This window comes from Aurantibrevibacter litoralis (assembly GCF_034651555.1).
Classification (GTDB): domain Bacteria; phylum Bacteroidota; class Bacteroidia; order Flavobacteriales; family Flavobacteriaceae; genus Aurantibrevibacter; species Aurantibrevibacter litoralis.
Map to the genome: position 1 here is coordinate 332,968 of NZ_JAYEEQ010000002.1, position 24,673 is coordinate 357,640.

The 24,673-nt window shown below is 39.6% G+C and carries 17 protein-coding genes and 1 other RNA gene; 14 read left to right on the forward strand and 4 right to left on the reverse strand.

Annotation, left to right across the window (positions count from 1 at the left end; translation table 11 throughout):
• Positions 1-3,510 (reverse strand): glycerophosphodiester phosphodiesterase family protein, encoded by a 3,510-nt coding sequence (locus U1E44_RS03505; protein WP_322929660.1) that lies wholly within the window; start codon positions 3,508-3,510, stop codon positions 1-3.
• A 291-nt stretch (positions 3,511-3,801) separates the two neighbouring features.
• Here U1E44_RS03505 and ppgK point away from each other — a divergent pair, with 291 nt between their 5' ends.
• Positions 3,802-4,554, forward strand: coding sequence for a polyphosphate--glucose phosphotransferase (gene ppgK, locus U1E44_RS03510; protein WP_322929661.1), 753 nt, complete (start codon positions 3,802-3,804; stop codon positions 4,552-4,554).
• 56 nt (positions 4,555-4,610) lie between these two features.
• On the opposite strand, the gene typA is transcribed toward ppgK, so the two are convergent.
• Entirely contained in the window at positions 4,611-6,410 is a 1,800-nt protein-coding gene (typA, locus tag U1E44_RS03515) for a translational GTPase TypA (protein WP_322929662.1), read from the reverse strand.
• Between the two features lie 310 nt (positions 6,411-6,720).
• Here typA and kdsA point away from each other — a divergent pair, with 310 nt between their 5' ends.
• Positions 6,721-7,539, forward strand: a complete 819-nt coding sequence (gene kdsA / locus U1E44_RS03520) for a 3-deoxy-8-phosphooctulonate synthase (RefSeq protein WP_323673843.1) — start codon at positions 6,721-6,723, stop codon at positions 7,537-7,539.
• A 428-nt stretch (positions 7,540-7,967) separates the two neighbouring features.
• Positions 7,968-9,083, forward strand: a complete 1,116-nt coding sequence (locus U1E44_RS03525; RefSeq protein WP_322929664.1) for an Sb-PDE family phosphodiesterase — start codon at positions 7,968-7,970, stop codon at positions 9,081-9,083.
• Here U1E44_RS03525 and U1E44_RS03530 read toward each other — a convergent pair.
• On the reverse strand, positions 9,080-10,294 hold the full coding sequence (locus U1E44_RS03530; RefSeq protein ID WP_322929665.1) for an NAD(P)-dependent oxidoreductase: 1,215 nt from the start codon (positions 10,292-10,294) through the stop codon (positions 9,080-9,082). The two genes, U1E44_RS03525 and U1E44_RS03530, sit on opposite strands and share 4 nt — an antisense overlap.
• A gap of 347 nt (positions 10,295-10,641) precedes the next feature.
• Here U1E44_RS03530 and ssrA point away from each other — a divergent pair.
• Positions 10,642-11,040: a transfer-messenger RNA gene (ssrA, locus tag U1E44_RS03535) on the forward strand.
• Positions 11,041-11,693: 653 nt separating this feature from the next.
• On the opposite strand, the gene U1E44_RS03540 is transcribed toward ssrA, so the two are convergent.
• The gene (locus U1E44_RS03540; RefSeq protein WP_322929666.1) at positions 11,694-12,587 is read right to left on the reverse strand and encodes an IS982 family transposase; all 894 of its coding nucleotides are present in this window, start codon (positions 12,585-12,587) and stop codon (positions 11,694-11,696) included.
• 425 nt (positions 12,588-13,012) lie between these two features.
• On the opposite strand from U1E44_RS03540, the gene U1E44_RS03545 reads away from it, so the two are divergent.
• The 10 genes from U1E44_RS03545 (at position 13,013) to U1E44_RS03590 (ending at position 24,673) form a co-directional block, all read left to right on the forward strand.
• A complete protein-coding gene (locus U1E44_RS03545) occupies positions 13,013-13,597 on the forward strand; it encodes a hypothetical protein (protein ID WP_322929667.1) in 585 nt (194 codons plus the stop codon).
• Positions 13,590-14,540: a nucleotidyl transferase AbiEii/AbiGii toxin family protein gene (locus U1E44_RS03550; protein ID WP_322929668.1), complete on the forward strand. Its 951-nt coding sequence runs from the start codon at positions 13,590-13,592 to the stop codon at positions 14,538-14,540. The genes U1E44_RS03545 and U1E44_RS03550 overlap by 8 nt, the downstream gene beginning before the upstream one ends.
• A gap of 326 nt (positions 14,541-14,866) precedes the next feature.
• The gene (locus U1E44_RS03555; RefSeq protein WP_322929669.1) at positions 14,867-15,100 is read left to right on the forward strand and encodes a helix-turn-helix domain-containing protein; all 234 of its coding nucleotides are present in this window, start codon (positions 14,867-14,869) and stop codon (positions 15,098-15,100) included.
• A gap of 89 nt (positions 15,101-15,189) precedes the next feature.
• On the forward strand, positions 15,190-15,483 hold the full coding sequence (locus U1E44_RS03560) for a type II toxin-antitoxin system HigB family toxin (protein ID WP_322929670.1): 294 nt from the start codon (positions 15,190-15,192) through the stop codon (positions 15,481-15,483).
• Positions 15,484-15,491: 8 nt separating this feature from the next.
• A complete protein-coding gene (locus U1E44_RS03565; protein WP_322929671.1) occupies positions 15,492-15,860 on the forward strand; it encodes a helix-turn-helix domain-containing protein in 369 nt (122 codons plus the stop codon).
• A gap of 325 nt (positions 15,861-16,185) precedes the next feature.
• Positions 16,186-17,220, forward strand: coding sequence for a copper resistance protein NlpE N-terminal domain-containing protein (locus U1E44_RS03570; RefSeq protein ID WP_322929672.1), 1,035 nt, complete (start codon positions 16,186-16,188; stop codon positions 17,218-17,220).
• A gap of 395 nt (positions 17,221-17,615) precedes the next feature.
• Positions 17,616-20,099 carry a glycoside hydrolase family 95 protein gene (locus tag U1E44_RS03575; RefSeq protein ID WP_322929673.1) on the forward strand — a complete coding sequence of 828 codons (2,484 nt, stop codon included), beginning with the start codon at positions 17,616-17,618 and terminating at the stop codon, positions 20,097-20,099.
• A gap of 2 nt (positions 20,100-20,101) precedes the next feature.
• The gene (locus U1E44_RS03580; RefSeq protein WP_322929674.1) at positions 20,102-21,664 is read left to right on the forward strand and encodes a glycoside hydrolase family 43 protein; all 1,563 of its coding nucleotides are present in this window, start codon (positions 20,102-20,104) and stop codon (positions 21,662-21,664) included.
• 57 nt (positions 21,665-21,721) lie between these two features.
• On the forward strand, positions 21,722-23,461 hold the full coding sequence (locus U1E44_RS03585) for a glycoside hydrolase family 43 protein (protein WP_322929675.1): 1,740 nt from the start codon (positions 21,722-21,724) through the stop codon (positions 23,459-23,461).
• 60 nt (positions 23,462-23,521) lie between these two features.
• Positions 23,522-24,673 (forward strand): alpha/beta hydrolase-fold protein, encoded by a 1,152-nt coding sequence (locus U1E44_RS03590; RefSeq protein ID WP_322929676.1) that lies wholly within the window; start codon positions 23,522-23,524, stop codon positions 24,671-24,673.

Here is a 24,673-nt window from a genome sequence, read left to right on the forward strand (position 1 = left end):
TCAATGACCCAACAAGATTTTGAGTTCCTCGGGGTTATCCGTGATTATGCCAGTAATATTTTTATCGGTAAGTTGTTGCATCGAGCTTCTGGAATTAACGTTCCAAGCATAGACCTTGCTATAGTTGTCCCGCAATTTTTTTAGCCAAGACCCAAACAACAGCAAGCTGTGATACTCTACCCCTATGGCGTCCACTTTGGGTAGTTTTTTAATCGGGGAGGGTCCAAAGACAAACACGCCCACGGTTAGCTCAGGAAAACGTTCTTTTAGTTCCTTGCAAAAAGATTTGTCGAAAGAAAAGATCATTACCCTTTCTTCCATGTTTTTTTCCTTAACGCTTTGAACCAATTTTTTCACTATTTGAGACTGATCGTTATGGGTTTTTACTTCAATCAATAATTGCGCACTAGTACTAGAAACTACTTCCAAAACTTCATCTAAGGTGGGCACAGGCTCTTTTGAGTCACTTTTGATTAAATGCAGTTCTTGTATTTCCTCAAGGCGTAAGTTACAGATCAAGCCTTTCCCGTTTGTAGTTCGGTCAACACTTCTATCGTGCATGAGCACTAAATGCCCGTCTTTTGACATTCGTATATCAATTTCCACTATGTCCACCCCCAATGTCAAGGATTTTTTTATGGCCTCTATTGAGTTTTCGGCGGCAGTGGCCGCTCCACCTCTGTGCGCCACAATTTTTGGTGGTTTTATCATTTTAATTGTGTTTTCAAAAGTAACATTAAACTTACCTGAATTATTTTCCCATTCTTTGTCGTTTATTACGGTTTCGATAAGGTCACCGTTTTTAACAGTAAAGGTTAAATGGAACGTGGAATTTCCAAGATTGATAAGGTCATTTTCTGGAAAACCAATCCAATTTCCATTGTTTTTTCTAAATACAAGTGCTCCATGATTTAATTTTTCCAACCCTGTCTTATTCCAAGTTTCTCCAATACTCATCCCCAAAAAACCGGATTTAGTCCCGGCCGGCGACACAAACCCCAAAAAGGATCCCAATTTTACCTTACCGGTGGCGGTGATTTTTAGTATCATTTCCGATCCATTCCCCAAACCACTTATTACAAATTTATTTTTAGAACCGTTAACAGGGTGCACAAAATTACTCGTATTCTTTATAGTATAGCCATACTCATTTTGCCAATGCGATTCGTTCCGAAATCTATCGACCAATTTAAGTAATATTGGTACAGAAAGTAACACTATGAGGGCAATAGGTATTAGGTACATGTTTTTTTTTGATTTTACGGGTACGGGTGCACTCTTGTAATAATCACGTAATGAAGGGTGTATGAATTCATAACCCGAGCCAACGGGCCGCACAAAACCTATCTCGGAAAGTCGAAGTAAAAAAGAACGGATATGGATAGGGAAACCCTCCTCAAAAGCCAGTATAAACCGAAGCAGCCAATGGCATACAGCATCCAAACCACCAAACCAAGCAAATGCCAAAACACCGAAACCCACTGCTGCTTTAAAAGCTTTGAATACGGCAGTGACCTCCATTTCGGTAAGACCAATATAAGCTCCCAAAAGAGCAGCTGTGACCAAAGTAGCAACCAATGCGGACTTAAGTGCGTTCACAAAAGATTTTGTAATGGGAGCCCTTTTAGAGAACCGCAGTTTTTCCTTATGTTCCAAGATAACCTTATTACCCTGTAAAAAGCCAAAAAGTCCAAAAAAAAGATACCCTAAAAGAAACCCGGCAAACCCGGTAAACAAATATTTATTCCCTATGTATAGTTCTTGATTTAGCCATGCATTGATGGATGAAACATCATTAGTTAACAAATTAAAAAAATAAAAAATGAGGACTACTATAATTGCCAATAATAGGCCACCTGTAAATCCGGAAATAAAATAATTTTTTAGGCTTCCAATTATTCGTTCAACTGGTTTTATATCAAAATGATGTTGTTGCCAGTTGCTTCGTGCGCCAAAAAATATGGATAATAAAATCCCTATAATGATTCCCACCACAGCCTCCGTAGATGAAAAGAGGCCGTCCATCAACATTTCACCTCCATAATGTGGAGATCTAGGTGTGGTAAAGCCATAGTAAATTCCTAAAACCGATATCAACGGGATTATCTTTTTTAGGATATTCGACGCGGGCGGTATTAGCTTGTGGTCGTTGGCTTTAAAAAGGGATTTTTTCATGGTATAGGTTGAAATAAAATACACCTTTATGAGATCAATAAGTGCAACTGTCATTCCACCTAGAACTGCGGAATCCCAAAAATCAAAAGGACCTGCCAGAAATAGACCCGCTGCCACTGCCACCAATGTCGCACCAAATAGTCGAGAACCAAGATAATACGTAACAACGGCCCATTTGGAATCCAGATAAGATGGTTGCAGCTCCTCCGGAAAGAACAATCCTGAATTTATCGCTATTTTTCGTAACCATTTTTTGAGTTTTACCTTTTTTGGATTTAGGGTAAAATTGGAGCTGTCAAGCATTTTCTGTTCGTACCATCTCCATACCTGGTTAAAAAATTGGTCATGGGAAAGTGGCTCCGTTCCCAATTGTTCTTTTATGAATCTGGATTCCATACCTATGAGCAGGTTTAAAAAAAGAGGATATCTGCAAAGAAATTTAAATTTTGAATTGGAGCGGAAGATTTCCAATTTTCGAGGGTCTCCATTGCTTTTCAGCAAAGTTTCGACAAGTTTGGGATTTAAGGTTTTTAGCTCGATTACATTGAAAGGCAACTTCCAAAATCCATCTATTTCGGAATACTTGGTGCTGAGCTTTTCATAGGCCTCTGTTTTCATTACTACGGCCAGGGACATTTTGGATGCCATTTCCATCAATTTACCAAATAAAAGCAGTATATTTTCGTCCTTCACCCTGTCCAGTCCGTCATATATTGGAAATATAAGGCCTCTTTTCAAGGCTGTTTCCAAAGAAATTCTGTCCAGATGATAAATTTTGGCAGCTTTACCTATTGTCCATTGAAGAAACGGCTTAGTAGTATCCCAGTCCGATAGCGATAAAAAAATAGGGGTGAAATTTGGATCTGCCACAATCCGTTTTTCTATGTAGTCAAAAACCGCAAACGTTTTGCCAACCCCAGATTCTCCAAAAATGATGAAATTGCCTTTTTGCTTGGACTTTATTTTTTCGAAAAGGTCATAAAGAGAGCCATTGTATCTTTCAAATGACCTTCCATCCTCATGTAAACGCCAATTAAGGGTCTCAATATATTCCAGATTATTATTTGCAGAAACCCTTAGTGTGCTTTTACTATGTGCGGCGGCCTGACTTCTTAGGGAATCCCTAATAAATTTCCTTTTAACCTCGGATAAGATTAGGCCATCAATATCGGTTTCTCCTTTTGGATTAAAATATTTTTTTCTCAGGAACTCTACCAATAGCATACTGAGAATCCATAACAGTACGGAAATGAATTCCTCTCCCAATAACGAGTACTTTATAAGAATCAATGAAATGGCCACTACAACGAAAAGTAATATTTGTCTTGTTTTCATTTATATCTTTCTGGTTTTAACCCTTGCCTAAATTAATTTTCATGATCTTTAAAGGGCTAAAAGTTTAAAAATAAGCTATTCAAATTTTCAAATAACAATATGAGCCACTATTTATAATACAAGATGCACGGAAATTAGGTAGTAGGTATCTATCTCGCATGCAATTGCAAACCGTCGGAAAGATCAATTTTTTCGTTTCAAAAGGTAAGAAAATAGAATCCGAGCCGTATTCGTGTCCGGGCATACCAAAAAGTTTTTGTTTCTTTGTGCCGAAAAAATTTGTAGTAGTTCATGGAAATTCTTGGAATAGATGTGGGTGGCTCCGGAATTAAAGGAGCTTTGGTAAATATAGAAACCGGAGAAATGAGTACCGAGCGTTTTAGAATTCCGACACCGGAATCCCGAAAACCCGATGACATGGCTGAAGTGATTGCGCAGATTGTGAGTCATTTTAAGTATAATGGCCCGGTTGGCGTGGGCTTTCCCACCGTGATAAAACACGGGGTTTGCAAATCGTATGGCAACTTGCACAAAAGCTGGAACGGACTAAAGGTAGATGACCTTTTTAGTGCCGCGACGGGACTTCCGGTTACCGTAATCAACGATGCCGATGCTGCCGGTTATGCCGCGATGAATTACGGCGTTGGGAAAAACGTAGGCGGCTTTGTCGTTATGATCACCTTGGGCACCGGATTGGGTAGTGGTGCCTTTCTGGACGGGCATCTTATTCCGAATTTTGAATTAGGACAAATTCCCTATAAAAAATATGACAAGATAGAATCCTGGGCTGCACCTTCTATAAAAGAAATAAAGGGACATAGTTATAAAAAATGGGGGAAGCGACTCAACAAATTTCTAACCTTAGTAGAACTTATTGTTGCTCCGGATCTCATAATTCTTGGCGGTGGGGTATCTAAAGACTGGGACGAATATAAAAATTACATCACCATTGAAACCCGAGTCATTGCAGCCGCATTAGAAAATACCGCTGGTATTATTGGTGCAGCCGTAGCCTGTACCCGGGTAGAAATAGATCATTTATAAAAAAGAAAACCTCTGAATATAGATTCAGAGGCTTACTTTTTAGAGTGAACTACGCCCTATGCTATCTTATGACGCTTGCGATCATTTTCGGTAAGGTATATTTTACGCAACCGTAAATGCTTAGGCGTAACCTCAACATATTCATCCTTTTGAATATATTCTAAAGCCTCTTCCAAAGAAAATTTTATAGCCGGAACAATCCGTGCTTTATCATCTGCACCTGATGAGCGCACGTTAGAAAGTTTCTTTGTTTTTGTGATATTTATGGTCATATCATCTCCTCTGGAGTTTTCCCCAATGACCTGTCCTTCGTAGATATCTTCTCCCGGATCTACAAAAAACTTACCTCTATCTTGCAACTTATCAATAGAATAAGGAATGGCCTTCCCATTTTCCATAGAAACTAGCGATCCGTTTTGGCGTTGGGGAATATCGCCTTTCATGGGTTGATATTCTTTAAAGCGATGTGCCATAATGGCCTCACCTGCCGTTGCGGTTAACAATTGATTACGCAGTCCGATAATACCTCTAGACGGAATCATAAATTCGCACAGCATACGGTCGCCCTTGGCTTCCATACTAATCATTTCTCCTTTTCGGATCGAAACCATTTCCACAGCACGTCCGGAAACTTCTTCGGGAAGGTCTATGGTTAAATGCTCAATAGGCTCGCATTTTACGCCATCTATTTCTTTTATAATCACCTGCGGCTGCCCTATTTGCAACTCATACCCTTCGCGACGCATGGTTTCAATTAATACGGAAAGGTGTAGCACGCCACGACCAAAAACCAAAAATTTATCGGCACTATCGGTAGGCATTAAGCGCAAGGCCAAGTTCTTTTCCAGTTCCCGCTCCAAGCGATCTTTAATATGTCGTGAAGTAACAAACTTACCGTCTTTCCCAAAAAACGGACTGTCGTTAATGGTAAACAACATGCTCATGGTGGGTTCGTCTATGGCTATGGTTTTTAGCCCTTCAGGATTTTCTATGTCGGCAATGGTATCGCCAATTTCAAATCCCTCTAAACCTACAATGGCACATATATCACCTGTAACTACTTGAGGCACTTTTAACCTGCCCAAACCTTCAAACGTAAATAATTCTTTTATTTTTGATTTCACAATAGTGCCGTTGCGCTTTACCAGCGAAATTTGCTGTCCTTCTTTTAGCGTACCGCGCTGCAATCTTCCTATTGCGATCCGGCCTGTAAACGAGGAGAAATCTAAGGATGTAATTAACATCTGCGTATTTCCCTCCTCCGCTTTAAAAGTGGGTATATGTGCGATAACCATATCCAATAAAGGCTCAATATTGGTGGTTTCATTTTTCCAATCATCGCTCATCCAATTGTTTTTTGCAGAACCGTACACCGTTGGAAAATCTAATTGCCATTCTTCGGCACCCAACTCAAACATCAAATCAAAAACCTTTTCATGAACTTCTTCCGGAGTGCAATTTTCCTTATCTACCTTGTTAATCACAACGCAGGGTTTTAAACCCAGATCGATGGCTTTCTGCAACACAAATCGAGTTTGCGGCATGGGGCCTTCAAAGGCATCTACCAATAGCAACACCCCGTCTGCCATATTTAGAACACGCTCTACTTCCCCACCAAAATCGGCGTGGCCTGGCGTATCTATAATATTAATTTTAACCCCTTTGTAAACTACAGATACGTTTTTAGAAGTAATGGTTATACCCCTTTCACGCTCCAAATCATTGTTATCCAAAATCAATTCTCCGGTGTTTTGATTGTCTCGAAACAATTGACAATGGTGCAAAATTTTATCTACTAAAGTTGTTTTCCCATGATCTACGTGGGCAATAATTGCAATATTTTTTGTTGTGGACATACCCTTTTACATTAGCTTCCTATGCTAATTTCGGGCGCAAAGGTACTGCTATTTTTTGGAGTGCCGATAAAAACAGTATTAATTTTATCTTATTGATTTTGAGCCTATTTAATCCCATTCAACCTTCAGCGCCATCGCCAAAAACCCCATGTACCAACCTTAACAACGCATTTTAAGTCCGTAAAACGGAATGTACACTTCAATAATTTCCTATTTTTTTAACTTTTATGCCACAACACAACACCCAACTTTACGTGGTAACAATCGGCACAGCTATTTCAAAAACGTATATTTGCGAAAACTAATAGCCATGGAAATTCATAAAATACCACAAATAAAACACATTCATAGCAATCAATTTTTTTTGCTTTCCGGCCCTTGCGCCATTGAAGGTGAAGCAATGGCGTTGCGTATTGCAGAAAAAATAGTTTCGGTGACCGATAAACTACAAATTCCCTATATCTTTAAAGGAAGTTTTAAGAAGGCAAACCGTAGCAGAGTGGATTCGTTTATGGGAATTGGTGACGAAAAAGCACTTAAAATTTTACGCAAAGTTTCGGAAACCTTTCATGTGCCTACGGTGACTGATATTCATGAAATTTCTGATGCCAGTATGGCCGCCGAATATGTAGATGTGCTTCAAATTCCTGCTTTTTTGGTGCGTCAAACCGATTTGGTCGTGGCAGCCGCAAAGACCGGAAAAGTAATAAACCTTAAAAAAGGCCAGTTTATGAGTCCGGAAAGTATGAAACATGCGGTACAGAAAGTATTGGATAGCCAAAATGGACAAGTGATGATCACCGATCGGGGAACGATGTTTGGCTACCAAGATATGATCGTAGATTTTAGGGGTATCCCCACCATGAAAAACTATGCCCCGGTAGTGTTAGATGTTACCCACTCCCTCCAACAACCTAATCAGTCTTCCGGTGTCACTGGAGGTCGCCCGGATTTAATTGAAACCATAGCACGTGCGGGCATTGCCGCAGGAGTTGATGGTATTTTCATGGAAACGCATTTTGATCCGGCTAACGCCAAAAGTGATGGTGCCAATATGCTACTTTTAGATCATTTAGAAAAACTCTTAACCCATTTGGTCGCCTTGCGAAAAACCGTAAACCAATTCTAAGTCGGTTTTACATAGCAGCATCGTAAAAAATGTCGGCTATTTGTTACCCAAGTCCTTTGCAGGATAAAGGCAAACTTTAGTGGTTTTACCTTTTCTTAACCTAAACAACACCTTTTTTTAGTGTGTAGATTTCATCATTACACTTATATTTGATGTAGCCATCTTTTCTGAACACCTGCTAAGGGATGTATAAGCGCTACGACCCTATATGCTAGTACAGAAATTGGCATCCATTTTGGTGTTTTTGATACTAGCGATCCTATGCTTCCTATGGTAAACTATATAAAATAAAATGTGTATTAGAAATTTAACCTCATGAAACGAGCCTTGCTAAAAGTGTAACACACAAGCGATTGATTATTGGTGCGTTACATTCTTGTGCTGATCGCAGTCGAAGCATGACCGGTTTGTAAAATAAATAGAAAAACATGAAAAAAATAGTGCTTATTCTAAGTGTTTTTGTTGGATGTTGTAGCCTAGTTGCCCAACAGCATTATCATGCGCAAATGAACAAATTAAGCTATCCGGATATTGAAGGTTATCTTACCTTGAAAACCGATTTGCACATGCACAGTGTATTTTCTGATGGAAATGTGTGGCCTACCATTCGCGTTATGGAAGCACTAAGAGAAGGTTTGGATGCTATTTCACTTACAGAACATTTAGAATACCAACCTCATCTTAAAGACATCCCGCATCCGGATCGTAACCGTGCCTATGCATTGGCCTTGGAAGAAGCCAAAGATCACGATTTGCTCATTGTGCCCGGCACAGAGATTACGCGTAAAGAACCCATTGGGCATAGCAATGCTGTGTTTATTACCGATGCGAATAGCATGTTACTAAAAGAAGCTAAAGCGGCTTTTGCTACGGCAAAAAAGCAAAATGCCTTTGTGTTTTGGAATCATCCCGCATGGTATGCCCAAAGTCCTACCGGAAATCCGATTTTAAGTAATTTTCAAGAAGCACTTATAAAGGAAAATGAGTTACACGGTATCGAAGTCATAAATTCTCAGGATTATGCCGAAGAATCACTCGCTATAGCCCTAGAACACAATCTTGCTATTATGGGCACCAGCGACGTACATGGGCTTATAGATTGGGATTATACGGAAAAAGGCAATCACCGACCTATAACCTTGGTTTTCGCCAAAGAGCGGAATTTAGCGAGTTTAAAAGAAGCCTTATTTGCCAGACGCACGGTAGCCGTGTTTAATTCCTTATTTGTAGGCAGACCGGAATTTCTAAATCCCTTACTTACCTCTTGTATCCAAGTAGAAAGTGCCGAATACATTAAAAATACAACTATTCTAAAGGTGGCATTACGAAATACGAGTAGCAGTGATCTCCTTTTTGAAAATGCCATGCCTTTTACCTTTTACAGCAAAGCTCCCATTTTTGAAATTAAAGCCGGTGAAACCATTACCCTAGAAATAAAAACTTTGCAATCCTTAGATCGCTTAGAATTGAGGCTTACTGCCCTTGGAGCCTATACGGCACCGAAGACGCATCCCACGCTTTCGTGGTTAATACCTATAGACTAAAGCGACTGCTCAGTACCATCGACATACTCCTGTAAATACGAATACCTTTCGGTGAGCTTTCCCTCCTTCGTCATGAGGGCACGCGCCAACACGCCATCGGCATCATTGTTAAAGAAAGCCGGGATAACATGCGCCAAAAAAGCCTCACCAAAACCAATACTGGCATCTTTGGGCAGTTCGCAGGGCAGGTTATCCACAGCCATAACAGCAATGGCATCGGGGTTCATAAAATCTGTTTCCATACCCGACTGCCGATCGTAGCCGAATATAGGATCGGCAATTGTTGAAGGACGAATGGTGGTGGCCACCGGACCATTGATATCGCAACTGATGTCGGCAACTACTTTTATTTTGAAATGCGGATGCTGTGCATCTTCTTTAGTGAATAAATATGGGGCACCATCGCCATAAAAATGACCCGCAATATACAGGTCTGTACTTTTGGCAAAACGAAAAAAGTCCGATTTGTATTCGTGGGGATTTGTAAAAAAGTCCTCTATAGAGCCTTTATTTCCGTCTTTACGCACGTTATAATCGGAAGCATCGATCTGGCAATAGACCGGTTCATCGAAATTTTGTGTGAGATAGTGCGATACACTTACTTTTCGCAAACCCATCCCGTTTAACATTTCTGTGACTCCTTGCCCTACTCTACCCTTTCCCGTGAGCAGGATTTTAAGGTTTGGAAGGCGTATGGCCTGCAACTGTTCTAGCAAATCTTGTTGATCTATTAAATTTTCCGCTTTTGGCAGCACAAATTGGTTGTATTTTAGTCCGTAGGCACGTATCCCGTTATAGGCGCCTACAATACCTGCGTAACGACCAAATGCTACCAACCGTTGGCCTTGGGTATTGGTGATGAGCTCATGATCGTACAATTGAATTCGCTTATGGAGCACCGCTTGCAAAAGAGGGCGGTTGTACGGTTGTTTTTTGATGGTGTGCGAAAAGAAAAAATATTTTTTATTGGGGATTAATGCCTCGACAGGGACTTCCTTTACGCCCAAAAGCACATCGCAATCTTCCATTTTTGTGGTCACTTGGATGCCTAAGGCCTCGTATTCGTTATCTTTAAAAACCCGAATGGGTGAAGGCTCTACGTACACCTCTGCCTTTGGGTAGGTTGTTTTAATAGATGCACAAGCCTGCGGAGAAAGTACGACACGCCTATCGGGTGGATTTTTACGTTCTCTGATGATGCCAAACTTCATAGTCTAAATTTTATAACTTTTATCACTATTATAGTTGTAAATGTAACGCATGACCTATTGATCGCAAAACTTTTTTTGGAATACTTTTTGGAGTACCTTTGTTGCCCGAGTTTGGGTTTTCTCATTAGGAGCAACTATTTTCGGACAGGGATAGAAGCGGTTACCCCGGTGCTGCCGCAAGGCGCAACGGCGTAAGAGCGGATAGCCCGGTGCTTGGCTCTCATTTTTCTCAGAGCCAAGCAGTACGCCCAAAAAGGGTCGTTAAAAAATGGTGAGTGTAAAGATCCTGACCTAACGGCAGACAGGTTCGATAACGCAAATTGGAGATTTGCTATCTCATTGAATATGGGGCCGACTGGTTTTGACAGCGAGACCAATTGGAATGTAAGCATGCCGAGCGCTGGGATACAGCTCGTAAATCTCATTTTCCACACTTTTAATTGGCGAAAATAATTACGCTCTTGCCGCTTAATCCGAATTACAGTAGGATTTAGCCTCGTCTCTACCAGGTAGGGAAGCGAGATGTCTCTGGGAAGCCCTTGTTGACGGCGTCCCTTTTAGAGGCACCATCAAAGTCAATATAAGGATGTTGTTGCTTTGGCAGCATCTCTAAAATCTAAAGAAGCTAAGTGTTGGGTGGGCGGTTTCCGGTCAGCCCTGCATCGAAAACCAAACGGAAACTACGCATGAAGAAAGCATTGTAATTGCTTGTTTGGACGAGGGTTCGAATCCCTCCGGCTCCACTGGAACACTACCAAATTTCATCAAAAACCCTGTAATCGTATGATTTACAGGGTTTTTCATTTTTTAGCATATCAAATAAAACCAAATAATACTTAAGGGGAGTTCTATAATTTAAAATTTTGATATTCAGATATTTATGTGTATATTTAGGTGTGAAAAAGCCTCACCGATAGATTGGTTTTGTTGTTTTATTGAGAAATTAAGCTACCCAAAATTTTGTATTAAAACAAAAAAATTAGTGCTTTATGCCTAGCTAGGATTTTAACTTTACAATTATATTTATAAAGAATATAGTATTCAGATCAAAAACAAAACTATATGTAATTGCATATAATTTGGTTCTATTCATATAGAATTATATTTAAAAGCATATAATAAAGGATATATCCGCTTTTGTAAAGCATCGAAAAAAGAATTGAATCTTACCGAAAAAGAGCTTACCTAATGAACTGGTGTTGCCCTTACCGTGGTTCGTAAAATAGAACAAGGCAAGACTAACTTAACATGGACATGGTTAATACTGTTTACTCATGTTCGGTCATATTGGATGCCGAAGAATACCCAAAGAACCTCTGTCTTCTTGGTACCTTAATCTTTTTCGGGTGATAATTCTCTATTGCTGTTCCAAGGCTACCTTCTAACCTGAGTTCGATTATTAAAACAGGCAAATTTGGTTTGTTTTTACAGTTTGAAATTTGATTGCCGGTTTCTTTGGCAAGAAGCTGTATGCAATTAGTCCTGCCAAAAGGTTGGTAAGAAAATTTCCGAAACTTCTATGCCTTGAATGCTCCACCTGACAGATGTTTTTGAGTTCGTCGTTGACCGTTTCAATTACCGAACGTTTTCTCAACAATATTTTGTCACTAATGGTCATTAAGCAATTCTTCATATTGTCCCTTATTTGGGTGATGAGCTGTACCCCATCAAGAAATAGGAGATGGGCGATGTCTTTTCCGATATAGCCTTTATCTGCAAAGAGTTTTCCAAAGATCCTGTCCAAGAATCGCTCGTTTTTTAATGGTGCTCTATCATCTTCACTGGCTTGGGTAATTGTAAAATTAAGTATTTCCCCCCTATCATTTATGATGATGTGCAGCTTGAAGCCATGGAACCATCCCATGGTCGATTTCCCTGTATTGGCAATGCCCTTGAACACCTTGTTACGACCGATACGCTTGTTCTTGCAGACCCGTATAGGCGTGGAATCTATAAAGGAAATCCCGGAACATTTGCCCAAACAACAGGTTTTCAGAAACAGCGCCATGGGCATTAGGTTTTGCTGCATCAGTTCTGTAAATCGGTTATAAGAAACCGTGTTTGGGAACTCACTACACATGTGCTTTTTAACATAGAATAGGTAGAAGTGCTTGAAGGTTCTGAAACCGCTCAACTGGAAAGCGACCATTATCGTCATTATTTCACTTTTGGTCATTACCGGTGGGCGTTTGGCAAGGTTTCCTATCAAGTGATTGTCAACCACCTGCTCATATTCCTTGCAGAATTCGTCAATAATACAGAAAATTTCAGTAATTTTAGAATAGAGTATCATAGATAGATTTTTAGATCAATAAATTGAATTTCAGTACTTTAATTTACTAAAAATCTATCTTTTTTCCTATAAAAACCGTATCAATTATTAATCGAACTCAGGTTTCTAGTCAACTAGCCCTTTCTTTGGTGATAGCATATCACTTCATAAGGCAATTTTTAGAACTTCAAAAGAGCTAAAAAAACATTTACCTAAACCTTTTTAAAGTAATTTTAAGTCATTCCATATTAAACCGAAGCCTTTGCATTGGCGGGGCATACCTATACAACATTTGCTATTGCCACTTGTTTTATTAGCCATCCAAGTGATTCATCAATATATCTTGTCCATATAAATGGATCAACTTATACTTGAAATCAATAATACTTTTGCATGAATTTTAAATAAAATAACATTCAAATTAAAATAATTATTATCTTTGTTTCATGGCAAAGCTACAGGAACTCAAAAAACATCTTAGAAGGGGGCGAGTGTATCGCCGGGCTGACCTATCCAAATGGACATCATCCGTTGATCGCCATCTGGATGAACTTGTTAGTGAAGGCACACTGGAAAAACTTTCTCAGGGACTTTACTATTATCCTGAATTATCATCTTTTGGTAAAACACCTCCTCGTGATGAAGTCATGCTAAAAAGTTTTCTGAAGGATGATCGTTTTCTGCTTACTTCTTTAAACGTATATAATTCTTTGGGTGTCGGAACCACACAGCTCTATAACAAACAGACGGTCTACAATCACAAGCGACACGGTGATTTCACTCTAGGGAACAAAACGTTCTCTTTCCGTGTAAAGCCACACTTTCCACGAAAAGCCACACCTGAATTTCTATTAGTTGATCTGGTCAATAACCTGGACCAGCTGGCAGAAGATCCACAAGAAGTTTTACAAAAAGTCAAAAACAAGGCACAAGCAATGAATTCTCAAAAACTTCAACGCACATTGCGTGACTACGGCACCGCTAAGACAAAAAAAATACTAGAAAAAACCTTTGTCGCACGCCATGCCTGACTATCTACATGACCATCCCGACTTCCCTGCCCTTTTGCGGATTGTCGCGGATGAAAGAAAGATTATCCCCATCCTTGTGGAAAAAGATTACTGGATCATGCACACATTGTACGGTCTTCAACTTGGCGGCTACGAGTTCCAATTAAAAGGTGGCACTTCGCTATCTAAAGGATATGGCATTATCCACCGGTTTTCGGAAGATATCGATATTCACATTAGGCCTCCTGATGCGATGAATATCAATGTAAATCCGAACAATAGCAAGGCTGCCACAATTGCAGGGCGAAAAGCATATTACGATTGGCTTGCCCAAAACATTAGCATGCCCGGAATTACTAATGCCGTTCGCGATACGGATTTTGACAACCCCCGAACATACCTGAGTGGTGGCATTCGCCTTTATTACAAGACGTTCACAGAGTTTGCTCAAGGGGTTAAAGAAGGAATTCTTTTAGAAGCCGGATTTGATAGGGTAAGTCCCAACAATAAGTTAGACATCAGTTCATGGGCATACGAAAAGGCCATTCAAAGCAAAGTGACAGTGATAGATAACCGTGCCCTTGGTATTGCATGTTACTCTCCGGGATATACTTTCGTAGAAAAACTTCAAACCATAGCTACCGAATTCCGCAGTGAACGGGAGGACAAAACGGAACGACCAAATCTTATGCGACAATACTACGATGTGTGCAGCCTGCTGCAAGATAAAAATGTTCAGACCTTTATAGGAACACCGGAATATTGGCAGCATAAAATAGAACGTTTCCCAAAAAAGGATTATGAAATTCCTATGTGCCAAAACCAGGCTTTCTTACTGACAGAGGACGGACTTCTCGATAATTTCAAAGCTAGATTTGTGAAAACTGCTGCATTGTATTATAATGGTCAACCATCGTTTGAAGATATAATATTCACAATCCGCAAATGGGTTAATAAATTATAGTACGGCTAGCTTAATGATAAATTCAAATAAGTATACATTTAACTGAGTGGCATCCATAACTAATCATGCTCTTAAAGAACACAAATATTACCTCTTATTATGTTAAAGTATAAGTTCAAAATCACCATAAATCACAGGTGACCTATTCGGTGAGCATGAAAATTACAAAGTTGTAACCCCCCTGAAAACAGGGCTTTTGCAAGGTAGGTTCTGGTCCCTCCGGCTCCACGATTAAGCGCAAAGCCACATTGAAAGATGTGGTTTTGTTATTTTAATGGAATAAATTGGCTGGAATTCTGCATATAAATTATATCCAAAAGCATATAATGAAAGATGTATCAGCCTTTGTAAAAGTTCGTCGTAAAGCCGTTAATCTCACCCAAAAAGAGTTTGCTGATCGAGCGGGAATTGCTTTGACAGTAATACGAAAAATAGAGCAGGGCAAAACTAATTTGAATATGGACAAAGTCAATATTGTTTTACTTATGTTTGGTCACATACTAAAACCAGTAAAATTGACAATGGAGGATCGACAGCGCCTGTTTCCAGATTTTTCATAAGTATAGAACTAACTTTCAAATTTCCCCATTTGGGAAACTTTAACACTAAGATATTTTCCCGTAATGGGAAATAACACTACATTTGTATAGTGCGGATATATTCAAAAGGGACATTACGTGATTTTTGGGAAAAGTATCCCGATTCGGAACAGCAGTTAAAATCCTGGCACCATACTTTTCAAAATGGTGAATTCAAAAATCCCAATGAAATAAAATCTCTTTTTGGATCTGCCGATATTGTAAATGATGGTAAGATAATCTTTAACATATGTGGAAATCATTATCGGCTCATTGCCAAATTTAATTACAGTAAACATCTGGTTTTTGTTCTTTTTATAGGTACTCATAAAGAATACGACAAGATAGACGTTAAGAATTTATAATAAATACTATGGAAATCTCAATCATCAAAAACGAAGAACAATACAAAAAATACCTTAGCCGTATGAATGCTATTTTTCATGCTGAAGAAGGTTCTCCTGAAAGCGAAGAGCTTGATTTGTTGGCTTTGGTTTTAGAAAAATATGAAGAGGAGCATTACCCAATCGATGCCCCAAATCCTATTGATGCCATCCGCTTTATTATGGAACAAATGGGATTGGATGATAATGATTTAGGCAAAATTTTGAACAGCCGAAGTAGAGCTTCAGAAATACTTAACAAAAAAAGGAAATTGAGTATTGCACATATTAGAAAACTAACAGAGCATCTTAAAATTCCTGCTGATGTTTTAATCAAGGATTATGATTTAGCGTCTTGAACATAAATAGTATTTGAAGTTAAGTTAAAACGCAACTTTAAAGGCGCTTAATATCCTAGAAAACCTATTCGGTGCGCATGAAAATTGGAAGGGATAATCTGGAATATGATTGTGAAAAAACAACCCTACCAACCACCAATAGAATATCTGTTCCTTGACCAAAAAAACTCGCATTTGTTAAAAAATTAACAAACAAATTATTAAGTTTGAAATTATAGCTAATGAACTTTATTATTCAACTGATTGATTACTAATATTATGCTATAATACTCGTCAGAATATTAAACGACAATCCAAAAAAATTAAACTTTAAAATCAATGTGATATGAGACAAATTCATTTCTTAATTGTTAGCATTGTGGTAGTATTGCTTTCATCTTGCAATTTCTCTTCAAAATCCAATGAAAAAACAATTTATATTGGATCGAATGTCCAGCCTTGTATGGCGGGCACAATGGAAACGGAATGCTTACAAATAAAATGGACAAAAGACCAACCAGAATTTGAGCACTTTTACGGACAAATTGAAGGTTTTAACTTTGAAAAAGGATTTGATTACGAGCTTATTGTTAGTGAAGCGAAAGTAAAAAATGAACCTTCAGACACCTCATCTTTAAGGTATTCACTCGTTAAAACTGTTTCAAAAAACAAAGTGGATTTACCGGTGTCCACATACAGCGATAACAGTAACAATGCCCTAGATTGGGATGGAATCTACGAAGGAATATTGCCATGCGCTGACTGCGAAGGTATTAAAACAAGGATCACTTTAAATTCAGATGGCACTTTCAATAGAACACAAGAATATTTGGGGAAAAATAGAAATCCGTTTTTGAGCAATGGTAAATTTGAATGGAATAATAAAGGAAGCATCATTACATTAAGTGATAACATTGGCAATCAACAATATCAGGTTGGTGAAAATCAATTATTTCATTTGGACAACACCGGAAATCGAATTAAAGGTAGTTTGTCTGAAAAATACATTCTTATAAAATTAAATAATGTAACAGATGTAAATGATTTGGGATTTGAAGATAAAAAATGGCTGCTTGTAAGTTTTATGGGTAAAGAGGTAAAAGAGAATGAAGCAGATTATTATATTATCTTTAGTTCGAAAGATAAAAGGTTGAACACAAAAGTAGGTTGTAATGTTATGAATGCAGATTATGAACTCACGAATGAACTTATTTTGGAAATTAAACCCTTAATGTCTACACTGATGGCTTGCCCGGAAAACAGTATAGAGGATGAATATAAAAGTAATTTAGAGTCCGTAAATAACATCACAACTAATGGTGAACTTTTACATTTAAATAGAGCTAGAATGACCATAGCAACCTACAAACTTCTTAATTAAATACGACCTACAATAACCGTAACACTGGCCTACCCCTGGCAAAGACTTAATTTTCAAAATAATTGAAGCGGTTTCGTTTATTTCGATTTTTCCGAATTCTTAGGGAGGTTTGTTTTTAGTTCACTTTGGTATTTCCAAAAATAAGAAAGCTTAAAATATCTCTTTTAGGTGAAAGGGAAATGTATTTAAAAAAGGCACAGCCTTCCCTTTTTCCATGAACACCACTTGGGATTTGACTTTTAGTTATTTGGAGATAAACTTGCAATATTTCTTCGGAGTATGGAAAAGATGGAATATAAAAAGCCATCGAAAATTTAATGCAAATTGTTCCATTAAAAAAATAACATTATATTTAGGGTGTATAAATAACACTTATCATTAATTCTACACCTGTTGTGATAAAGAGTAACCTAAGAGTACCTATCCTTTTCCCTATTATCGGGTTCGCCTTCCTTTGTCAATTATTCGGACAAGATGCCGATCCTTTAAAATTATGGTATACCATACCCTCCGGTGCTGTCTGGGAGAATGCGTTACCTATTGGCAACGGGTTTCAAGCGGCTATGGTCAATGGCAACGTGGAAAAAGAAGTCTTTCAACTTAATGAGCATACCGTCTGGAGTGGTAGCCCAAATAGAAACGATAATCCTGATGCTCTGGAAGCCCTTCCGGAAATAAGAAAACTCATTTTTAATGGAGCGTACAAAGCCGCTGAAGATATGGCGAATGCCAAAGTCATCACCAAAAAGTCGCATGGTCAAATGTTTCAACCCGTGGGGAATTTGGAACTGGTTTTCAACAGCCATGAAACCTATACCGAATATTACCGAGAACTGGACATCGAAAAAGCGATCGCTACAACCACCTATAAGGTACATGGTGTTACCTATACGCGTGAAACCTTTACATCCTTTCCCGATCGCGTCTTAGTTATTCAGCTTTCGGCTGATAAGCCCCATAGTTTATCCTTTGTTGCTTCCATGTCTTCTCCCCACCAAAAACAGGAACTAAAAATCAACAATGCCAATGAACTATCGCTTTGGGGTATAACCGGCGACCATGAAGGGGTCGAAGGCAAAATAGCCTTTAACGCTTTGTCAAGAATAAAAATAGAAGGTGGGGAAATGAAAACTTCCAATGATTCGATAGTCGTCAAAAACGCCAATTCAGCGGTGATTTTTGTTTCTATTGCTACGAACTTTAATTCTTATAAAGACCTCAGCGGTAATGAGTACCAGCGCGCCAAAACACACTTAGAGCAAGCATACCCACAATCTTTTGACAAAATGAAGGTTGCCCATATAGCAGCCTATCAAAATTATTTTAACCGGGTACAACTTCATTTAGGAAGTACAGAGGCAAGCAAACTCCCGACGGATAAAAGACTGGAAAATTTTAGAAATACAGCCGATCCTTCTTTTGTTACCTTATATTATCAATACGGACGTTACCTCTTAATTTCTTCCTCACAGCCCGGTGGACAACCGGCAAACTTACAAGGCATTTGGAATCATCGCATGAAGCCTGCTTGGGATAGTAAGTACACCATAAATATCAATGCCGAAATGAACTACTGGCCGGCAGAGAAAACCAATCTTTCTGAATTGCATGAACCTTTTTTAAGGATGATTATGGAGCTATCGGAATCCGGAAAGGAAACTGCAAAAGTGATGTATGGCACAGAAGGTTGGATGGCACATCACAATACTGATATCTGGCGGGTTACCGGAGCCATAGATGGTTCGTTTTGGGGTATTTGGAATGGCGGTGGAGGCTGGTTAAGTCAACACCTGTGGGAACATTATCTCTATACCGGCGATACCGAATATTTGGAATCTGTTTATCCTGCCCTAAAAGGAGCGGCTACCTTTTATGCCGATTTTTTAGTAGAACATCCCCAATACAAATGGTTGGTGGTAACTCTCGGGAATTCGCCGGAAAATGCACCAAAAGAACATCAGGGCGCCTCAATTTCTGCAGGGTCTACAATGGATAATCAACTGGTGTTCGATGTATTTACAACCACCATTCAAGCAGCTGAAATACTGGGAAAAGACAAGGCATTTGCGACAAAATTAGAAGGGTTGAAGAAAAGACTGCCTCCTATGCAAATCGGGAAACACAATCAATTGCAGGAGTGGTTGGACGATGTAGACGATCCTAAAGACAACCACCGTCACATCTCTCATTTATATGGCTTATATCCTTCCAATCAAATTTCAGCCTATAGCAACCCAAAACTTTTTGCTGCAGCGAGAAACACACTGATACAACGAGGTGATGTTTCCACCGGATGGAGTATGGGATGGAAAGTAAATTGGTGGGCAAAAATGCAGGACGGGAATCATGCCTACGCCCTTATTCAAAATCAATTGACACCTCTGGGCGTAAATCCGGATGGAGGGGGCACCTATACTAACTTATTCGATGCACATCCTCCGTTTCAAATTGATGGTAATTTTGGCTGTACCTCCGGCATTACCGAAATGCTCATGCAAAGCTCAGACGGGGCAATTCATCTCCTTCCTGCCCTACCCGATGCGTTGAATAATGGTAAAGTTAGTGGCTTAAAGGCACGAGGTGGTTTTACAATAAGTGAATTGGAATGGAAAGAAGGTAAGTTGATACGAATGCGTATTCATTCTGAATTGGGAGGTAATTTACGCCTGCGTACTCCGAATGAAATACAATTAGGAACATCAAAAGGACTGAAAAAAGCCAAAGGCAGCAACCCCAACCCCTTTTATTTCATTCCGGAAATAGCCACTCCAATCATCTCTCATGAAGCGAATATTGAAGAGATTTTACTAGCTCCTACCTGGCTTTATGATTTGGCAACAGAAAAAAACCAATCATACACCTTTAAAATAAAAGCGTAAAAGTGACGTATAAACTTTACATCCCCACTTTTCTTCTTGTTCTCATCTTCCCTTTTTCGGTGGAAGCGCAAAATGAAAAAGCACACAATCCGATACTTTTCGCCGATGTTCCTGATCTTTCCATGATTCGGGTAGCAGACACCTATTATATGAGCAGTACTACCATGCATATGAGTCCGGGTCTTCCGATAATGAAATCGAAAGATTTGGTGAATTGGGAACTGATTAGCTATGCCTATGATACCCTAGGCAGCAGTGATGAATTGGATTTGAATAATGGAAAAAGCATGTATGGGAGAGGTTCTTGGGCCAGCTCTCTGCGATACCATAAAGACACCTTTTATGTCAGTACGTTTTCATCTACCACAGGAAAAACCTATATCTTTTCAACCAAAAATCCTGAAAAAGAGCCTTGGCAAAAAATAGAATTTTCACCGTCCTACCACGACAATACCATATTCTTTGATGATGATGGGAAAGTGTATATGATTTGGGCAGCAGGTAAGCTACATATCGCAGAACTAAAAGAAGATTTGTCCGGTATTAAAGAGGATACAGATAAGGTTCTTATAGAAAACGCAAGTGCTCCAGCAGGTGATACTATTATGTTGGGTGCGGAAGGCTCTCAACTTTTTAAAGTAAATGGTACATACTACCTCTTTAATATCACTTGGCCCCAAGGTGGCATGCGTACCGTACTCATTCATCGCGCAGATAGTATCATGGGACCCTGGGAGGGAAAAATTGGGTTACAGGATTTAGGTGTCGCTCAGGGAGGGCTTATTGATACTCCGGATGGTCGGTGGTTTTCCTATCTTTTCCGAGACTATGGCGGCGTGGGTCGCATTCCGTATGTAGTGCCTGTAGAGTGGGAAGACGGCTGGCCTGTTTTGGGCAAAAATGGAAAAGTTCCGCAATACCTGGACCTCCCAGCTAATAAAAGTGTTCTCACCGGCATTGCAGCTTCCGACGATTTTAAACGAAAGAAAAATGACAAAGATTTACCCCTTGTCTGGCAATGGAATCATAATCCGAATAATGCGCTTTGGTCTGTACGGGAACGAAAAGGCTATTTAAGATTACGGACAGGAAGAATAGATACCAGTCTAGTCGCTGCACGAAATACCTTAACACAACGTACTCTTGGTCCCGTCAGCATGGCCGCTACCCTATTGGATCTGTCCGCAATGAAAGAAGGAGACGTCGCCGGATTAACCCTACTGCAAAAAGAATATGGCTTTGTGGGTGTTCACTATGAAAATGGGGTTAAGAACATTGTAATGATTAACGCCCCAGGAGGCAAACCTAACGTACTAGAGCGTACTCCTCTGACTCAAAATAAAATCTACCTAAAAGCGGAATGTAATTTTAAAGACAAAACCGATATCGGTCGATTTTACTATAGCTTGAACGGCACCACTTGGGTTCCTATTGGCGAACCCATTAAACTTCCTTATACGCTTCCTCATTTTATGGGGTATCGCTTTGGATTATTTAACTATGCGACGAAAAATTTCGGGGGTTATGTAGATTTTGATTATTTCCATATTTCAGACAAAATATAAACCGAAAAAGCACGACATAAAAACCAAAAGTAAACTATCAAATTACAAATATTAGCAATGAAAAACAAACAACTACTCCTTTTGGCTCTCTTGGCCATGTTAACTTCCTTTAGTGGTATTAGTCAAAAGAATAAGAAGATAGCAAAAAATGCACCACTATTTTCCAATGTCATCTACCAAGGAAATGATCAGATTTATATCGACAATCCGCTTAAGCCCGATGAATTCTATACTCCCATACTACAGGGATGCTACCCGGATCCTGCCATTACCCGAAAGGGGGATGACTACTATCTAGTATGCTCTTCCTTTGCCATGTTTCCCGGTGTACCCATTTTTCATTCCAACGATTTGGTGAACTGGAAACAAATTGGTCACGTGCTGGACCGCACTTCACAACTGGATGTGCACGACACCGGAATCAGTCACGGCGTATATGCACCGGGCATCACTTACAATCCTAAAAACGAAACGTTCTATATGATTGTAACCGCATTTGCCGGAGGATTGGGCAATATTGTGGTGAAAACAAAAGATCCCTTACAAGGTTGGAGCGAGCCCATTAAGCTGGATTTCGGCGGAATTGACCCTGCTATTTTCTTTGATGATGATGGGAAAGGGTACGTTATTCACAACGACGCTCCAGATAAGGATAAAGAACAGTATAATGGCCACAGGGTTATTAAAATTTGGGAATATGATATTGAAAATGATAAAGTGATACCGGGTACAGATAAAATTATTGTTGATGGTGGCGTAGACCTTACCAAAAAACCCATTTGGATTGAAGCTCCTCATATTTACAAAAAAGAAGGTAAATACTATTTAATGTGTGCCGAAGGGGGTACGGGCGACTGGCATAGTGAAGTAATTTTTGTTAGTGATAGCCCAAAAGGCCCCTACATTCCGGCTAGCAATAATCCCATTCTTACCCAAAGACACTTTGCCAAGGATAGGGAAAATAAGGTAGACTGGGCCGGACATGCCGATTTAGTGGAAGGACCCGATGGCAATTATTACGGTGTGTTCTTAGCGGTACGGCCAAACGATAAATTTAGAGTAAATACGGGGCGCGAAACTTTTATCTTACCCGTGGATTGGTCCGGGGAGTTTCCCGTTTTTGAAAATGGACTTATCCCACTAGAGCCCAAATTAAAAATGCCGAAAGGGGTAACCAACCAAACCGGACAAAATGGGTTCCTTCCTAATGGAAATTTTACATTTTCAGAGAATTTCACTTCCGAAAAACTAGACTACCGTTGGATTGGATTAAGAGGGCCTCGGGAAGATTTTATTTCAACTACGAAGAAAGGCCTGCACATCAATCCGTTTGACACCCATATAAAAGAGCTTAAACCCACCTCTACCCTCTTCCATCGTCAAATGCACAACAGCTTTTCATTTACCACGACTTTAGAGTACAAGCCAAACTCTGAAAAGGATTTAGCCGGTGTAGTAGCCTATCAAAATGAAAGTTCCAACTATGTATTTGGAATCACAAAAAAAGGAAATGACTATGTGCTTTTATTAGAGAAAAATAGCCGACCGGACAGTCGCAGTATTGTTATTTCCGAAGTACTGGCCAGCACAAAGCTCGATTTGAAAAATCCCGTTTCTTTAAAAATAGCTGCCAAAGGAGATGCCTATGAATTCTCTTATTCCCTTGATGGACGTACTTTTGAAACTCTGGGAGGAACCGTTTCCGGAGATATACTTTCTACCGATGTAGCCGGCGGATTTACCGGATGCCTGTTAGGTCTGTATGCCACATCTAACAATGACACTCAAGTAAAATAAATGCCTTTAACAACAATGTTTGAAAACCTAATTTATCCGACATAAAAAATCTTTATTTCAATGAAAAATCAATTCTTATTTGTATTGTTCCTATTCCTTTCTATTGGAAAGGCTTTAGCACAACCTCCAAGAGGACCTTTTGTTCGTTCCCCTCAGGTACATGAAGACAAAACGGTAACCTTTGAATATTTAGCTCCTAATGCTGAAAAGGTATTGCTCAGCGGACAATTTCTAAAGGAACCCATTCCCATGTCCAAGCAAGAAGAAGGAATTTGGAAGGTAACCACAAACGTTATACCTCCGGATATCTATCCGTATAGTTTTGTGGTGGATGGGAAAACGGTCATGGATCCGGCCAATGTGGATTACTTCCCAAATGAACGATTTAAAGCAAGTCTTTTAGAAGTTCCCGGTGACGTACCTCGGATGTACGAAATGAAAGATGTGCCTCATGGAGCACTTCATTATGAATACTATCCCTCCATAGAAGGGTCCACCGGCAGTTTGGTCGTTTATACCCCGCCCGGCTACGACGCTTCTCCCGACAAAAAGTATCCTGTTTTTTATCTTATCAGCGGTACTACAGACACAGAGGAGACCTTTTATAAGGTTGGGAAAGTAAACTGGATTCTGGACAATCTCATTGCTGAAAAAATGGCGGTACCCATGATTGTGGTGATGCCCTACGGGAATCCCACTGCCAGGATTGCCGAACAAAACGGAGCTCCAAAGCCCGATGATCCCTTTGGAAGGGATAATCCGGATGCTATGGTGCGCATGAAACAATTTGAAACAGATTTAGTTCAGTTTGTGATGCCTTATATTGATCAAAACTATAGAACCAAAAATGATAGAGAAAGTCGTGCTATAGGAGGTTTCTCCCGTGGTGGGGGCCAAACCCTTCGGACCGCTTACGGAAATACAGACAAATTTGCCTGGATCTGTGCCTACAGTGCCTATTTAATGCCGGAGGAAATGGATACCGCCTTTGCCGCTATTGCCGGAAATTCTGGGAAAACCAATACGCAATTAAAATTAAATTGGGTCAGCGTAGGCAATACCGACTTTTTATACCAACAAACCTTCGACTACATGGCCTATCTGAATTCAAAAGGCATACAATTCCAAAGCATGGTTACCGCCGGTGGACATACCTGGATGAATGTTAAAAAATTTGTCACCGAATCTGTTCAATTACTCTTTAAAGAATAA

Excerpts from the sequence above, each read along its gene's own strand:
- U1E44_RS03505 (WP_322929660.1), bottom strand. The coding sequence starts at position 3,510 with ATGAAAACAAGACAAATATTACTTTTCGTTGTAGTGGCCATTTCATTG.
- ppgK (WP_322929661.1), top strand. The coding sequence starts at position 3,802 with ATGGAAATTCTTGGAATAGATGTGGGTGGCTCCGGAATTAAAGGAGCT.
- typA (WP_322929662.1), bottom strand. The coding sequence starts at position 6,410 with ATGTCCACAACAAAAAATATTGCAATTATTGCCCACGTAGATCATGGG.
- kdsA (WP_323673843.1), top strand. The coding sequence starts at position 6,721 with ATGGAAATTCATAAAATACCACAAATAAAACACATTCATAGCAATCAA.
- U1E44_RS03525 (WP_322929664.1), top strand. The coding sequence starts at position 7,968 with ATGAAAAAAATAGTGCTTATTCTAAGTGTTTTTGTTGGATGTTGTAGC.
- U1E44_RS03530 (WP_322929665.1), bottom strand. The coding sequence starts at position 10,294 with ATGAAGTTTGGCATCATCAGAGAACGTAAAAATCCACCCGATAGGCGT.
- U1E44_RS03540 (WP_322929666.1), bottom strand. The coding sequence starts at position 12,587 with ATGATACTCTATTCTAAAATTACTGAAATTTTCTGTATTATTGACGAA.
- U1E44_RS03545 (WP_322929667.1), top strand. The coding sequence starts at position 13,013 with ATGGCAAAGCTACAGGAACTCAAAAAACATCTTAGAAGGGGGCGAGTG.
- U1E44_RS03550 (WP_322929668.1), top strand. The coding sequence starts at position 13,590 with ATGCCTGACTATCTACATGACCATCCCGACTTCCCTGCCCTTTTGCGG.
- U1E44_RS03555 (WP_322929669.1), top strand. The coding sequence starts at position 14,867 with ATGAAAGATGTATCAGCCTTTGTAAAAGTTCGTCGTAAAGCCGTTAAT.
- U1E44_RS03565 (WP_322929671.1), top strand. The coding sequence starts at position 15,492 with ATGGAAATCTCAATCATCAAAAACGAAGAACAATACAAAAAATACCTT.
- U1E44_RS03570 (WP_322929672.1), top strand. The coding sequence starts at position 16,186 with ATGAGACAAATTCATTTCTTAATTGTTAGCATTGTGGTAGTATTGCTT.
- U1E44_RS03585 (WP_322929675.1), top strand. The coding sequence starts at position 21,722 with ATGAAAAACAAACAACTACTCCTTTTGGCTCTCTTGGCCATGTTAACT.
- U1E44_RS03590 (WP_322929676.1), top strand. The coding sequence starts at position 23,522 with ATGAAAAATCAATTCTTATTTGTATTGTTCCTATTCCTTTCTATTGGA.